A 15,664-nucleotide genomic window follows, 5' to 3' on the forward strand; every position below is an offset into this window, starting at 1 on the left:
GCAATGGAAATGAGGGAGACGTGGGTGGTGGGTGCTTCCGGTCGACGGCTAATCGATTACGGCGTGACACCGCCGAGCACTTCGATATAACGATCGACTAAATGTTTGTACTTGGGCGGCGTCGCTTCGTTTGCATCGGACACCATGTCCGACAGCATCAACTCTTGTAATTGCTGCTGGATGTCATCGACAACCGACTGCATTCCGGTGACATATTCGCTGGGCGCTTCGAATCCATCTTGCTCGTCACGTTCCCAATCCCACTGCAATTCGTCGTTCATTTTGCCCCAGCCTTGCTTTTGAAATGCTGCGTACAACTCGTCCAAGGATGCCGATGCCACATTGGTTTTGTCGATCTCTTCCATCAATTCCAATGTTTTCCGGTGCCAATTCGAAATCTGTTGGTTCGTTAGCAATGACTTCAGTTCGTTTTGCTGCTGTGTCGCTCGTTTTTCGAGCTCCATCAATCGAGCGACGCGCGGTGTGACGACCGATCGGTAAATGCCATCGAGTTTACGCGACAGGACTTCCAGGCGATCTGCGATATCATCGCCTTCGACCTGAGCATCTTTCGCACGATCCTGTTCAATCATGGGAGCGATCTGCGACATTCGCTCGACCACCTTTTCAAGTTCACTTTCGGTCAGCAATTCACTGAGTTGCCGCACCGCCTCGCCATCGTCCATGCGGTTCGATGCGATGGCGGATCCCAAGATATCTTCTAACGTTCGCCCCGTTTCCGAGAGCAGACGGGCTCGTCTCGCCGCAACCGTTTGTGCTTCTCGGGATTCAATCGCAGCCGGTTTGGTCGCTTCGTCTGCATCCGTGTCATCGTCAGTTTTATCGTCCGGGTTGCTGCTGACAACACGTCGCTGCATCGCTGCCAACATCGCCGCAATATCTCGAGACATGCTGATCTGCTGAACCGTTTCGGTGGCCAAGACACCCTCGAGATTGGCGGCCAATTCACGCAGTTGTTCGCTGGCTTGACGCGCGGTTTCCGCTGCGAGATCCGTATCACCCCGTGCGATCGCTCCGGAAACTTCATCGGTCGAATCCGCAGCCTGTGACGCTCGTGATTGAACAAGAGTCGTGCTTTCACGAACTTGCTCGATCGCAGCTTCCACCTCTCGCGTTTCGATTGCGATATCCAACTGCGATTGTTCCGTTTCCGCAAGCTCTTGCTCTGTATCTCGATCGTAAGCGCCGTCCGCCGATGGCATCGCATTGCCGGGGATTCCTCCGCTTGCGCCGTTTATTGCCGGCAAATTTGCCGCCGACACGATTCCAATCAACGACTGTGCCACCAATTGTTGCTGACTCGCCAATCGTCGGATTCGAGCGACAAGTTGCTCCGGAGTATCCTCATTGGCTTGACTTCGCTTCGTCCGCCGCAATTTCTGAGTCTGCATGCGATCGAAGTTCCCCAAAGCTTGTCGCTGCGAATTCGACAAGCCTTTTCGCAACAATGTTTCGAGCGTGTTGCGTCCTTCGATCAGCAGACGCAACGCATCCTTTTGTTGGCGAGCGCTAAGATCGAACTTGCCAACGTTCAATGAATCGACAGCGGTCAGCATCACCATCTCTGCTTGAAACAACAGATCACTACCGTCAAATTCTCTTTCGTCGAGGAACACTGCCAACTCAAAGCACGACTTTGAGAGATCGTCTTCGGTTTCAGCGATCCGGTCGACTTCACCGAGCGTCGGTTCTTCGCCTGATTGTGTCTTCCGATCCATGCGAATCGTGCGATTCAAATTGAACCGTTGGCGTGAGATAAGCTCACTTAAAAATCGGATCTGAGGTCCGTTGGCGTTGCCGCCACCCTCGCCTGGCAACCGATACACCCGCCGGAATGGGCGAATGTCAATGAATCGCAAATCGGTCTCCGTCCGCTGCACGCCGGTTGGCAGATTGTCTTCCGCGAAAGCGTAGTAAGTCACACTGTCCTTTTCCTCCAGATTAAACAGTTCCAGCGGAAGCAAGCGTTCCATTGCATCGCGAGTCCAGCGGTGCGCGCCATCGCCGGCCGCTGGATTGCTGGTCGCTTGCTCAAAAGCCGCTTGGCCACTCGTCTCCGTCGCCGTGGATTCCGATTCGGCCAGTGCGGCGGACTTGGCAAGATAGTCGCGAGCTGCGAGCGTGTATTCTTCTTCGTTGTTGACTTCAAAAACGATACCGGCGCGTGTCAGCCCAAAGTCATCTCGCACACGGGCTCGCAGCAAGACTTCGGCCACGCTGGTGACCTCCAATGCCTCGGCCGGTGTTTCGAACCAAACCTCGGGCGGCTGGTCATAGCGTACGCGAATTCGATATTTGTTTTCACGCAACTCCATGCCGTCCGCCGCCTTCGCAACGATTGTGTAGGTTTGATCCGAATCGATGTTTAACAACGTCGTCGCGACACAGTCGTTGATCTCGAGCGGAATCGTTTCGACCGTGGGGCTTTCACCAGGTCCCAAGCGTCGCCGCTCGGTCATCACGACCGTTGCCGATTCCGGTTGGCGATCCAGTGTGATATTTAAGCGAACGGTTGATCCATGAATCACACTTAGATTGCCTTCGTCAATCGTGCTGGCGGCCAACCCCGTGTATTGGGGTGGCGTTACCTCGGCGCTAATGTTTTCAATCCGCAGGGGATGGCGGACGGCGATCCGGTACAGCGGACTTTGCACAGGCCCGGCCTTCACGCGATATTCAATGGGCGCGACGATTCCTTTGAATTGCGAATGATATTTCACCAATCGTGTTTGCGATGCCGCCACATCCTCGTCGGTTAATTCCCGTTCGTTCCATCCATCATTGGATCCGGCGATCCGTGACGCGATAATCACATTGCGGTTGGTTCGTCCAGCCACGTCGATGGCCACGTTAATTGATTCGCCCTCGGTGACGGTTTGGTCCCCGGGCGCTATCGATAGTTCCGTGTAGGGTTGATCGCTTAACAGCGCACGTAACGTGGCGACTCGCCATTCCCAGCTAAACAGGGTGGCGACGACGATCACGATGGCAAGCGTACTCGTGATTGCCACAGCCATCCACACGCGGTTCGAAGGTGCTCCGGATGACAAATCAAGCGATTCGGCCTTGCGGTCCGTTTCCTCTGCTAGCGCTTGCACGAGTGACGGTTGGATTCCTGCGGCGGCAAGCGATTCGGCGGATTGGCGGCCAAATTCAAGTGACGTTCGCACGGCTTGGCCCAATTCCGGGTAGCGAGTTTCAATTTCCTTGGCTGCTCGCAATTTGCTCCACCGATTTACCACAATCACCATCCAGGTGACCGCGAGTGTCAGTGAAGCGATCGAAATCAAACCCAGCCAGAACGCGCGGTCGCCCCACGAGACTTCGAATAGATAATCGGTCGTCGTGAGGACAATCAATCCGAAAAACGCAAGCACCAGTCCCCAGGTGATGGTTCCGGCAACCTGCGTTCGTCGTGTGTGCTGCCAAGCGGCTTCGAATCGCTCAACAAACAGAGGTTTTGATTTGACGGTGCTCATTGCCATAGTTCCCGAAAAGTCGTGGCGGTGCCAACGTTCAACAAACGCGATACTTAAGCCGTAGTTCGATTGCTCAAAAAGCACTCGACACATAAAAATCCAATGAGCGCTAGGGCAATCCAGTGCCAAAACTCATTGTCACGCAACTGGATTGTCGACGGAGCAAGCGAGGCGACTTGCGCGTCGTCACCGTCGTCTGCCTCGCTGTCATTCCCGTCGCTGACGTTCAGCGCGAACTGCTCCGAGAACTCCGCTAGACTGCAGCGATCCATCTCCGATTCTCGAGCACTTGGATTGATCACATCCCAATGGTGACCGCGGTCATAAACGCCCGGCTTGGTTTCCGACGCTACCGCGTTTGTCGCATCCATTGTCACGCTTCGCACGGGCCCGCCTTCATTGAGTCCCGTCAAATGACCGAGCATCTGATGCACCATCGGTAGGTACAGTCGTCCGCGAGGCCAATCGCTCCATGAACGATCACACGACGAGGTCAGCCATAACGTGCGGCCGTCTCCTTTAGCAACCTCCAGTAACAATGGATCACCTCGGCGAAACGAGGCGAGCACTTTCGCATCCTCTGAAGGCACGACGCGTGTATAGGCATGAAAAGCAATGCGATGCAAATCGCCGTATTGAGGATCGTTGAACGGCTCAAAAATCGAGCTTTTGCTGTCCCATTCTTGCACACGCCATGGCAAATCATGTGTTTCTTGAATTGCGTCAAACTGGCCCGGCGATAACCCGACGGCATCCAGTGCGTGATAGCTCTGCGGTGTCACTTGATCCCCACTGAAAACGATCAAACCGCCTCCGGATTCGACGAACGTTTCAAGCCGTTTTGATGCAGTGTCCGAGACATCGGGAACGTTAGCCAACACAACCGCTTTGTATTCGTTGAAATCGGCTTGTTCTAATCCTTCGGCCGTGACGACGTCGGGCGAATAGGGCGATCCAGCGTAGGTTTCCCCCGGAGGTGCCAACCGCAGCGCGGACTCGAGGAAAAACGTCTCGGAAAGCATTGCCGATGCGTTGGGTTGACCATTCACGACCAGGACACGCCATGCGGGCGCCGACATCAGTGCGACAAATTTGCGGTTATCGAAACGCAATTCGTCCTCCACCTCGACTTCGACTTGTCCCTGCCAAAGCCCCGGTTGCAATCCGTCGATTTCGAAATCGAATTCTTCCAGTGCGCCCACGGCGACACTGATTTTGCGTTCTTTCTCGAACGTGGTTCGATCACTTCGCAAAAACAGCCGCAGTGATACCTCGTTCAGCGGAAAGGGGCTTTCGTTCGAGACCGTGGCGGTAATCACGGTGGCGTCCCCAGGGCGAATCATCGTGCGAGTGGCGAATGCTGTCGTGACCGCAACGTTGTTCACGGCATCGCGGCCAAGGTCGTGCAGCTGGACTTGGACGTCGCTGGGCATCACATCCATGTCGCTCCAATCGAGACCCGATCGCTGAAAATCGGTGAACACATGCAACTGTTTCTCTCCGCCGGCGGCTTTGATGCAAATGTCACGTGCCCAGCGGAGTGCGACGCCAAAATCGGTGCCACCGAATGAGATTTCAGGAGCACGAATCGCCGCGATGCCGTCGCGTGAAAGATCATCCGCCGTGGAGTCACTCAGCGGATAGATCTCCTGATCAAAAAAGGCCCATTCGATCCGTGCCTGTTCGCCCTGTTTCGCGACGATTTGTTTTGCTTGCTGAACCGCTTGATCGATCAGCCGTTCGCCTTCACTGCGAAGTTCCATGCTGGCCGAGCGGTCGATCAACAACACCAAAGTACGGTCGGCACTACCACGCTGTTGCTCAACAAAATACGGCCGGGCAAACAACGCGGCCAACAGCGTGATACACGCGATTCGCAAGCTGAGTAGAAGGAAACGTTTGACCTTTTTCCGAGCCGCATTTTTCTTCAACACTTCACGCAGAAAACGCACGGTGCCTAAATCGACTCGTCGCGTGCGCATGCGGAACATCAAGTGAACGATCACGGGGATCGCCACGGCCGCAAGTGCTCCGATAAATGCCGTCTGAACAAATCCCATTTCAGCTATTGCGCCTTCGCACGCTTCACAAAGTAATCCAACAATGCCTTATCCAGTGGCTCGTCAGTCGTTAACTCAACCCGCTGGACACCTCGATTCAAACAGCCTTGCGCGAGTTCACTCAACCAATCATTGACGTGTTGCAAATACTGTTCGCGGATCCCGTCCGCCTGTGCCGTAATCTCTTCGCCCGTTTCCATGTCCGTAAACCGTACATTGCCATCCAACGGCAAGTCACGTTCCCAACGGTCGAGCACATGAAACAGCACCACCTCGTGGTTTTTGAATTGCAGATGCTCGATGCCTTCCATAATCGTCGAAACATCGTCAAACAGGTCGCTGATCAAGACAATCATGCCGCGATGGGGTGCCAGTTCAGCGGCTTGATGAAACGCTCGCCCCACATCCGATTGACTTCGCTCGGGTGTCGACGTGATCACATGCAGGATTTCTTGCAGTTGATGAGGCTTCGCACTTGGCCGCAGATGCGAAACGACGCGATCCGAGAACAACGTGATACCGACGGCGTCGTGTTGCTTTAGTGCTAAATGGGCAATCGCGGCAGCCAGCGCAGCACCGTACTGGAATTTACTTTGACCGGTGTTCGCACATTCCATCGATTGGCTGATGTCGAGCATGATATAGACATTCATGTTCGTTTCAGCATCATACTCCTTCACATACAAACGTTGCTGGCGAGCGTAGAGTTTCCAATTCACATGCCGCAGGTCGTCTCCGGGGACATATTCGCGGTGCGAATTAAACTCGACACTAAAGCCAACAAACGGGCTGCGATGCAATCCGTGCAGAAAGCCTTCGACCACCGCTTGGGCGCGAAGTTCAATATCGTCCAGCCGCGAAAAAAACGCGGGGTCGACAAGATCGTTGGGATGAAGAGTTCCGGCCACGTCGATTAACCTTCTTGGGGAACCACTTTCAGGATGCGATCGATCAACATGTCGGAATCGACTTTGTCGGCACGTGCATGGAAATTCAAAACCAATCGATGCCGTAATACGGGATGAGCAATCGCTTGAATATCCGCAAAATCGACATGGTATTTACCTGATAAAATCGCCCGAGCCTTAGCACCGAGCACCAAATACTGGGACGCCCGCGGACTGGCGCCGTAGGAGATGTATTTGTGGATCGAATCGTCGTTGGGCACTTGGCCTGGCCGCGTCTGGGCCACCAACCGGGCGACGTAGTGAATGACCGAGTCGGCGACGGGAACACCCCGCACGAGTTGTTGCAGCCGCACCACTTCGTCCGCGGCCATCACCTCACTTGCTTCGGCGGTCAACGTGCTGGTGGTGCCCTTGATTATCTGCACCTCCTCTTGAACCGTCGGGTATTTCACTCGCAGGTTGAACATGAAACGGTCCACCTGAGCTTCGGGCAGCGGATAGGTTCCCTCCATTTCGATTGGGTTCTGAGTCGCGACCACAAAAAACGGCGGCGACAATTTGAATGTTTGTGTGCCCACCGAAACCTCTCGCTCTTGCATCGCCTGCAACAACGAAGCTTGAGTCTTCGGCGGCGTTCGATTGATTTCATCCGCCAACAGGAAATTGGTGAACACCGGACCGCGGAGAAACTGCAACGTATGTTTTCCTGTCGTATGATCCTCTTCCATCACATCGGTACCGGTGATATCCGATGGCATCAGATCGGGCGTGAACTGAATTCGCTTAAAATCCATGTCCAACGTTTTGGCTAACGTCCGTCCCATCAACGTCTTGCCGAGTCCCGGAACGCCATGCAACAAGACGTGTCCCTGACACAGCAATCCAATCAGCAGATGGTCGACAATTTCGTCTTGTCCCACGACCACTTTGGCCATTTCGTCCTTGACCCGTTGGCGTGCTTCACGCAGTCGCTGGACGATGGTCGCATCATCCGCAGAGAGAGTCGCCGATGTGCCGGCGGCGGCGGTCGCAGTTGCGGAGGGCGAATTCGATTCCATATTCATTTTTTTCATTACGGTCCACTCGTTTCGTTATTCTGGCTATTTTCTGCTGCGGTCGCTTCCACCGGATCGATCAAACCATCATGGTCGGCATCCAATTGATGAAAGACATCGCGAGGTCCAAGGAATTCACCCCACACCAAGTCTCCGTCTCCGTTGCGGTCCATGCGGCGAAACCATGTCGGGCCTGATTCACTTCGCTGTTGAAAGGCAGGTGTTTCGTCAGCGGATTCGTCATTGGTTCCAAACAATCGGTAAGCACCGCGGACAAATTCAACATGGAAATGTCGCACCGGTTCTTCCATCGACACCCCGGATTGGCCGTCGCGATCGAGCATCGCAAGCGTCTTTGCAGAATCGCGTCGCTCACGGAAACCGATCCGCCCATCGCCGCTTGAGTCTAACGCCATAAAGAACCCGTGTCCGGTGTCAAAGATATTGACGCGGCAACTCGTTGCAAGCGGTTCGCTTCGTACTCGAACGTACTCTTCCATCTCTTCACCCGAGATTCGGCCATCCCCATCAAAATCGATGGTTTGAAACAACCCGCGAGCAAATCGAATTCGCTGCTCGGTTTCTTCCTTTTCGAGATATCCATTGACATCGATATCCATGTTGTTGAACTCGATCATTGCGTTATCGACCGCCGTCGCGATCGGATCAATTTTTCGGCGTGTGAAGCTGACAATCGCCCCTTCGAACTGAATCTTGGCAAAATCAGGCCGCATGGTCCTTTCGATTCGCTTTCCATTGGCGTGGATCACTTGCACCGCGGGAATTGTGTCGTCGACAGGTTCCAAATCGATCGCCAACTCTAAGTCCACAGGCGATTGATGGATGAAGCCGAGCTCGACCTCATCAAGCAATCCATCGCCGCTGGTGTCCATAAAACGAAACGATGCATCGTCCCATGCCAATTCGGTTTGGGAAAGTTTGCGGTCACGATTCGCGTCGTATTGTCGGAGCAGCCGTAGTGACAATCGTGTCTCACGCGTGTCTCGTATCATCGTCGAAATGCCGGCCGAGGGACGTCGTGGCGTTACCACCGTCAATCCAGCAATCGGATCGCTGGGTTCGACCACCGGTTCGGGAAGCAGTTCTTCGAAACTGACCACTTCGTCTCGATCCAAATCCTTTTCCAGAACGCGACGCGCCGCTGCAACCAATTCCATTCGGTCCAGCTGTCCCGATGAATCTTGGTCGAGGAAATTGAAGAGTTCTTGATCATTGTTCACCGACGTCGTGTCCTCGCGATACGCAATCGTTTCGCCTCCGACTCGCTCGACCGTTCGCATAATGTCACTGCGTGTGAACGTTTGGGCGGTGCCCAATGATTTTAGAAAACTGGCAGCGAGGGGACGCTGCGGCGTTCGCAACAGCGGTGAACGCGTCATTTCCTCTTGCGATAACTTGCCGTCTTCGTCTTGGTCGAGCGTTTGCATCAAGCGATCAACATACGCTTCGCGAATCGCGGGTAGCGACTGGCCGCCCAAAGCGATGTGCAAACGCAGATGCAGCGGCCCCGGTTCAAGCATCAGAATGACATCACGCACTTCGCCCTTCGTCTGAATCGGGGCGTGCTCGGCGCAGTCGGCCAGCGGAACCCGCAGCAAGCTGCACGCCAAGGCGAAGATCAAAAAAAGACGCTTGCCGCCCATAGTTAACGATATTTTCTCATGTTGTTGATTCGGATTGCTCTCACGGTCGCTCAGGCGGAATTCGATCACCGCATCACGACGAATTACTATTGCTTCGACTTTCAAACGCCGTTCACCCTACCAATTCTTCGATCGCCTCGCCCCCCTCGTCGATCATTCGAATCGGCCGTCCTTCGCGAGAGTAATTTTCGCTCTCGGGATCGATATCCAGTGCGGTGCAAACAGTCGCAAATAAGTCTTTGGTGGTTACGGGGCGATCAACAATCTCCATTCCGTCTTCACTTGTGGCGCCAATGACTTGCCCGCCCTTGATTGGACCGCCAGCCAAAACCGTCGACCAACCGCCGGGAAAGTGATCACGTCCACCGTTCGAATTAATAATCGGGGTACGTCCGAACTCTCCCATCCAAACGATCAGCGTCGAATCGAGTAGACCACGTTCGCGTAGATCGTCCATCAACGTCGACCAGGCCGGGTCGAGCACTTCGGACAACTCGCGGACACGCGTAAAGTTGTCGCCGTGCGTATCCCAAGCGACGGGATTGTTGTTGACCTGTGACAACGCTACCTCGACAAACGCAACGCCACGCTCCACTAAACGACGTGCCAGCAAACAACCTTGCCCAAACCGGTTGCGGCCATATCGATCACGTAACTCCGCCGGTTCTTGCTCTAACTTGAAAGCATGTTTCGCTTGCGACTGGACCATCTTGATCGCACGATCATAGTTTGCCGAGTGCGATTGCGCCGACTCGCTTGTCGTTTGAGCCGCGAATCCGCTCTGCAAATACTTGAGCACCTCGATCCGCTTGTTCATCGACTCGGGATCCACCCCGTTTGCAGGCCGCAAATTGTCGATCGACAAGTTCGCGCGGGATTGCGGATCATTACTGTCACCCGAGACGACAAGCGGTGCATAACGAGGCCCCAAGAACCCAGCCCCGTTCACGTTGGGGGCAAATTGGAACGTCGACAGACTGACGTAATTGGGCAATTCGTTGTCGGATTGACCAATCTCCTTCGAAACCAACGAACCAAGCGACGGGTATTGAATCGCCGCGTTGCCTGGGCGATAGCCAGTCAACATTAATTCCGTGCCACGGCCATGGTCCCCTTCGGTCGTGTTCATGCTGCGGATGATCGCCATGTCGTTCATCTGTTTCGCGAGTTTGGGAAGATGCTCGCTAATTTTGATTCCGGGCACCGAGGTCGAAATCTCTTTGAAGGGGCCGCCGTTTTGGTGATTCGGTTTCAGGTCAAACGTGTCCGTTTGCGCGGGACCACCGGTCATCCACAGCACGATGCACGCGCGAGGCTTGCCTTGCTGTTTCGCGGCATGCGCCAACGTCGGCAGCCAACCGGAAAAGGAGACGCCAAGAGCGCTCGACGCGCTGATCCTCGCAAAGTCGCGACGCGAGTAATCGCGGTTGAAAAATGAATTCATTAGATGACTTTCGTGCAGGAATGACGTGCAACCAATTGCCTAGTACTCTGTCAAACGTAAATTTCAAGGTAGCGAAACTCGCCAAGAGTTTCGGATCGTGCGTCGAATACAACGAAAGTCTTGACGACTTTCGCTACGACCCACTTTAGCTTTCAGCCCAAACGGAGCATTAACGACTCAAAACAAATTCGGGACTGTTTAACATTCCCCAAAAAACTTCCTCATACGCTTGATTGCGATGTTCTGCTGGTTGCGAATGGATGTGCCCGACCAAAAAATCGAGTTCGTCCTGACGAGGCAATCGTGTGAACGCCGCCAAGAACAAGGTTTCGATCTTTTCGGCGGTGCTCATAAAGGGAGCCTCCACGGTCGCCCTCAACGTTCGACTTTTCTCTAAACTGGCGGCGTCCGCCGTCAACTTTCCGTTCATCACAATCAAGGCCTGCAGAACGCCGGCCCGATAATCCTCGGGTGATTCCCCTGCTGCCTCGTCCATCCGACTGACAAACGCGTCTCGCATTCCGTTATAGCGGGGCGGATTGTCGATGCGACCGACCGGCAACGCGAGTGCCTGCTCGAGTGAGTCAAAAACTTGCTCGGGTGTCAACGTCTTCAGCGGACGCAGCGTCACCGTGTCGCTGTGAACGAGTTCCTTGGAAAGACTAACGCGTTGATAAAATTTGCTGTTGCAGATACCTTCGATCAACCACCGGATGTCGAAACCCGACTGGGCAAACATGCCGCCGAGCTCATCAAGCACCTGCCGCTCTTCGTCGCTGACTTGGTCCAAATCGTCGACCGCATCGACGATCCCGCGGCCGCACAAGTATTGCCAGATACGATTGACGGCGGTCGATGCGAAATTGGGATTGTTGGGCGACACCATCCAATCCGCAAGCGCATCACGCGCCGATTGATCGCGATCCAGATTCACCTCTCCCCACAACACCTTGGCTTGATGCGACACGCCCCCTTCGTCGCGGATACTTGGCAATTCACCGGCCCGGCTGGAATTTTCAAAAAAGGCCGCCATGCCCCAAAAGTCCGACTCTTTCCATGAACTAAACGGATGATCATGGCACTGGGCACAACCGATGCGAACGCCCAAGAAATAGCGAGTCACCGCCGTCGCGGAACTAACCGAGGTGCCTCCATTGGCTTGGTAATAAACCTGCAGCGGGCTGATGGCTTGCCGCATCGTCGCGTCCTGCATTGGTGGTGTATCCACAGTGGGCGACACCAACGAGCGAGCGATTTCGTCGTAACCAACCTTTGCAATAAACTGTTCTCGCAGCCAAGGCTCAAACGCAGCGGCCATCTGAGGATTCGGGCTGTTCGGTGGAATCATCGCCCTCCGCCAAATTCGGGCCAGATGCTCGGCATGACGCGTTGCATAGTTCTCCGGCCGCACATCGTCACGCATCAACTGAGCGATCAAATCTTCACGCTTGAGCGTCGCGGTACTGTACAGAAAGTCCCGCACCATTGGTACGCTTGGGATCGAACCGACTAAATCCAAGTAGACTCGCCGCATAAAGGTCGCATCGTCCACGATCGGCGGCGACTCTTGCCCCGCTGCCTTCTGCTGCGTAGCAATCTGATCGTCAATCCAATCCGCTAATTCCAAGGATGACATCACCGCAACGCCCGCAGTGCTCTCGCCTTGCAAAACCTCTTGGCTTGACGCCACGGATGCCCCTAACACGAAGCAGGCTAGCAGCGTCACCAGTGATTCTCGAATTGCCACGGAGCATCCCCTCGGAAACGGATCGAATCAGCCACGAACCCCAGGGTAAGACATAGCGTCTTAAATGTCAATTAGATCCTGTGCATTTTACAAAGTCGATAGAGTGTCGACACAACCGGCGGCCTTCGAGCGGTAACAAATCGACAATATTCGAGGCAGACGACGGTTTTCCAGCGACACCAGTGCAGAATCCTGATGTGCTCCAAGGCATTCAGGAGCAGCCGTGATTGCGGTTCGGCGATTTCAATCACGCAAAATTTCCACTACGCCCAGTTATTTTTTTGACGCTTCACTCGTGCTGCGGCGGATCTATTACAATCCAATGCCTCGCGTTGCTCGCTGTGCTTGGCATTGCTGCAACCAATACGCTGGCATTTGCCTTCTGTCGCTCCCTCCTTCAATTCGCCGACTCAATATGATTGCCCTGTTTTCGCGTGTGTTCGTCTTCGCGTTTCTATGCGTGACGGTAACCCCCATCCATGCTGAATCGAATGCAAACCAGCTGGGCGACAATCTGCAGCCGCTGCTTTCTTGCCTATCAGGGCGTGCCGAATCCTTTTCGGTTGCGGTGGACATTGATGTGCTCGTTGACGACAAAGTCCAACATATTGACGGGCGAGTGGTTCGTTTCGATGACCAGTCGTTTGACTTGGACCTGATCCATAGCGACTACAGCGTGCGGATTCGCCGGCGGCCTGGTGCGACCGCGTTTGCGCTGCCTCACCATAAAACCGTCTTCCTCGGATCGGGCGATGTGGATGCGTCGGACCAACTGTCACCGTTGGGGATCACGGACCGCATGGTCGGAAGCGGCTCGATGCTGACGATGGTCATGCCGATGCTTCAGCAAACCGACTCCGCGGCGGTCGGCCACATGTTGACGGGACTATTGAAGATGGATTTCAACGCGGATCGGCAGCACTGGACACTCCGCGACGACACGTCTTTGCAATTCCACAACGATGGCAAGCAAATTGAGATCAATGTCGGCGATCAGCATCGTGCGGCGTTGACGATCCAAGACAGCTTGCCTGAGATGGCAGAAGTGGACGATTGGGCGGATTTCAAACAAGTGGAGCTCAAACGTCAGGAACTCGAACGCAGCATCGCTCGCGGGACTCGGCGGGCACTGGAGATCCTGTCGCCGTCGCGGTTGCTGACGTCGCCACAGCAAAAAGCCCGCCAAGTTCCCGCCGGAGAGCTTCGCTGGATCGATGGCCAGCGTGTTGTTTTGCTCAATGGAACCCCCGAGCAAATCGGCGACGCCCATGGCCGCTTGCTGGCCACAGAGTCGCAGCGGTGTATTGATTCGGTGCTGTACACCTTTGGAACTGTGAACACCATTCGCACCGGGCGATGGTTCCGTCACGACCTGGACGCGGCCTATGCTCGACTTTCGCCGCACATTCCTGAGGACCACAAGCGTGAAACACTGGCGTTTGCCAAGGCAATTAACATCGATCCATCCACGGCACACGCGATCAATGTCTTTCCCGAACTGTTTCACTGTTCCGGTTTTGCCGTCTCGGGCGGCGCGACCAAGGGTGGCAAACTTTATCACGGCCGCGTCTTGGATTACATGACCACGATTGGGCTGCAGGACGCCGCGACCACTTTTATTGTGGCGGTCGACGGCAAGCATGCGTTTGCGAACATTGGCTATGCCGGATTCATCGGCAGCGTCAGCGGGATGAACGACCAAGCGATTTCACTCGGCGAAATGGGCGGTCATGGCGAAGGCCAATGGGACGGCGTTCCGATGGCAACCTTGATGCGGCGGGCGCTCGAAGAGTGCTCGACGCTGGACGAAGTGATGACGCTTTGGCACGACAGCCCGCGGACGTGTGAGTACTACTACGTGTTCGCCGACGGGAAGAGCAAGCGAGCGGTCGGTGTCGCGGCGGATCCCGATTCGATTGAGTTCATCATGCCGGGACAAAGCGATCCGCGACTCGGCGAAGGAATCCCCGAGGTGCTTGCGTTGTCTTCGGGTTCGCGACTGGAAGCACTGCGAGAACGCATCGAGCAGCGATACGGCGAGATCGACGTCGAAGCCGCCCAATGGCTGATGAGTCGCCCCGTGGCGATGAAGTCGAACCTCCACAACGTGCTATTCATCCCCGAAGACGGAGTCTTTTACGTCGCCAACGCCACGCACCACGCCCCCGCCGCCGAGCAACCGTACGCCCGATTCAATCTTACCGAACTGCTGCAAAGCATGCCTCGCTAACATTCCAGCGCAACAAGACCTGTCTCTTCACTGCGTAGTGTGCAATGACTTCAGCAATACGGCCGTTACCCAATGCCAGGCATCAATGCGTGGCGTTGCACTGGTTGTCTTGAGTTTTAATGTACTAAACAGCATCCCATTGTGATGTACCTCGTCAACTTCGCAGCGGGCATTCAGCCAGGTCGCATTGCAGCTTGGCAACCTCACCTCTCCCGCGGTCTTCGGTCTCAGACATACCGAGTTTCCTAGCGAACGATGTTGGCCATCGGGGGCACCTTGGATTGCAGTGGTCGCGCGCCGCTAGAACCACGCCCAACCTTACTTGCGTGTCCCCTTTTTTCTTTTGCGAACTGCCTTCGCCAACGGTGAATGTCAAACAGGACGAACAAGCACACGCGGAAGGACAACGCGTTGCACATGCTGTGCCCGGAGCCTGCTGAAAGAATTCCGCATCAGGGTGAAATGTCGAGGCGATTAACGAGCGAAAAACAACTGTAATCGGTCACATTTAGCGCACTTCGGCTTGCTTCGCTGGCGAACGGAGACGCGTCGTCCCCAGCCTCCTCGAACGAGCGCAACCGCTTCAGCGATTCACCGCGAGATGCGCGCATCAACACAGCATTCAACGAGCTCGCGACGGACAACCGCGGCGAAGATCGACAATAAAAATGCAGGATTTCGCGAGGAATCAGGCCACGATCGAACCAAATTCGCGATGCCATTCACCTCGACGGCCCGCCGTTTCGATCGACGCTACACAGCCGATCGGGCGATCCGCACCTGTGCTAAAACACCGGAGAAAGGTTAACGGGATTAAAGCGTTCGGTAACTAGCAACGCGGTCAAAGCCCGAGCTAATGACGCCCCAATCAACCAGTCCCCCAGGGGGTCACCACAACCGCCCCATCTTAGACCTGTCCCTTTTTTCCTCATCGACAGAATCATATTTTTTGCGCATGGCAACAACGTCCGAAACGGCGACACAGTTGCACCGGAGCTGGAGCAACCTCCAAGTGACAAGACACACCACCCCATGCACCCGAGCTGTGCAAAATAG

The 15,664-nt window shown here is 55.0% G+C and carries 8 protein-coding genes; 1 reads left to right on the plus strand and 7 read right to left on the minus strand.

From position 1 onward, the window contains the following. Positions 1-56 precede the first annotated feature (56 nt). The 7 genes from ABD971_RS25230 to ABD971_RS25260 form a co-directional block, all read right to left on the minus strand. Positions 57-3,500, minus strand: coding sequence for a DUF4175 family protein (locus ABD971_RS25230; protein WP_345326659.1), 3,444 nt, complete (start codon positions 3,498-3,500; stop codon positions 57-59). A gap of 53 nt (positions 3,501-3,553) precedes the next feature. Further along, positions 3,554-5,560, minus strand: coding sequence for a BatA domain-containing protein (locus ABD971_RS25235; protein ID WP_345326660.1), 2,007 nt, complete (start codon positions 5,558-5,560; stop codon positions 3,554-3,556). A 5-nt stretch (positions 5,561-5,565) separates the two neighbouring features. Then, positions 5,566-6,468: a DUF58 domain-containing protein gene (locus ABD971_RS25240; protein ID WP_345326661.1), complete on the minus strand. Its 903-nt coding sequence runs from the start codon at positions 6,466-6,468 to the stop codon at positions 5,566-5,568. A 5-nt stretch (positions 6,469-6,473) separates the two neighbouring features. Continuing rightward, positions 6,474-7,541: an AAA family ATPase gene (locus tag ABD971_RS25245; protein ID WP_345326662.1), complete on the minus strand. Its 1,068-nt coding sequence runs from the start codon at positions 7,539-7,541 to the stop codon at positions 6,474-6,476. Further along, positions 7,541-9,292 carry an EF-hand domain-containing protein gene (locus tag ABD971_RS25250; RefSeq protein WP_345326663.1) on the minus strand — a complete coding sequence of 584 codons (1,752 nt, stop codon included), beginning with the start codon at positions 9,290-9,292 and terminating at the stop codon, positions 7,541-7,543. Before ABD971_RS25250 ends, ABD971_RS25245 begins: the two co-directional genes overlap by 1 nt. A 7-nt stretch (positions 9,293-9,299) precedes the next feature. Next, the gene (locus ABD971_RS25255; RefSeq protein WP_345326664.1) at positions 9,300-10,631 is read right to left on the minus strand and encodes a DUF1501 domain-containing protein; all 1,332 of its coding nucleotides are present in this window, start codon (positions 10,629-10,631) and stop codon (positions 9,300-9,302) included. A gap of 169 nt (positions 10,632-10,800) precedes the next feature. Then, on the minus strand, positions 10,801-12,378 hold the full coding sequence (locus ABD971_RS25260; protein WP_345326665.1) for a DUF1549 domain-containing protein: 1,578 nt from the start codon (positions 12,376-12,378) through the stop codon (positions 10,801-10,803). A 415-nt stretch (positions 12,379-12,793) separates the two neighbouring features. Here ABD971_RS25260 and ABD971_RS25265 point away from each other — a divergent pair, with 415 nt between their 5' ends. After that, positions 12,794-14,608 carry a C45 family autoproteolytic acyltransferase/hydrolase gene (locus ABD971_RS25265; RefSeq protein WP_345326666.1) on the plus strand — a complete coding sequence of 605 codons (1,815 nt, stop codon included), beginning with the start codon at positions 12,794-12,796 and terminating at the stop codon, positions 14,606-14,608. Positions 14,609-15,664 lie beyond the last annotated feature (1,056 nt).

The sequence above is a fragment of the Novipirellula rosea genome, assembly GCF_039541335.1.
Classification (GTDB): domain Bacteria; phylum Planctomycetota; class Planctomycetia; order Pirellulales; family Pirellulaceae; genus Novipirellula; species Novipirellula rosea.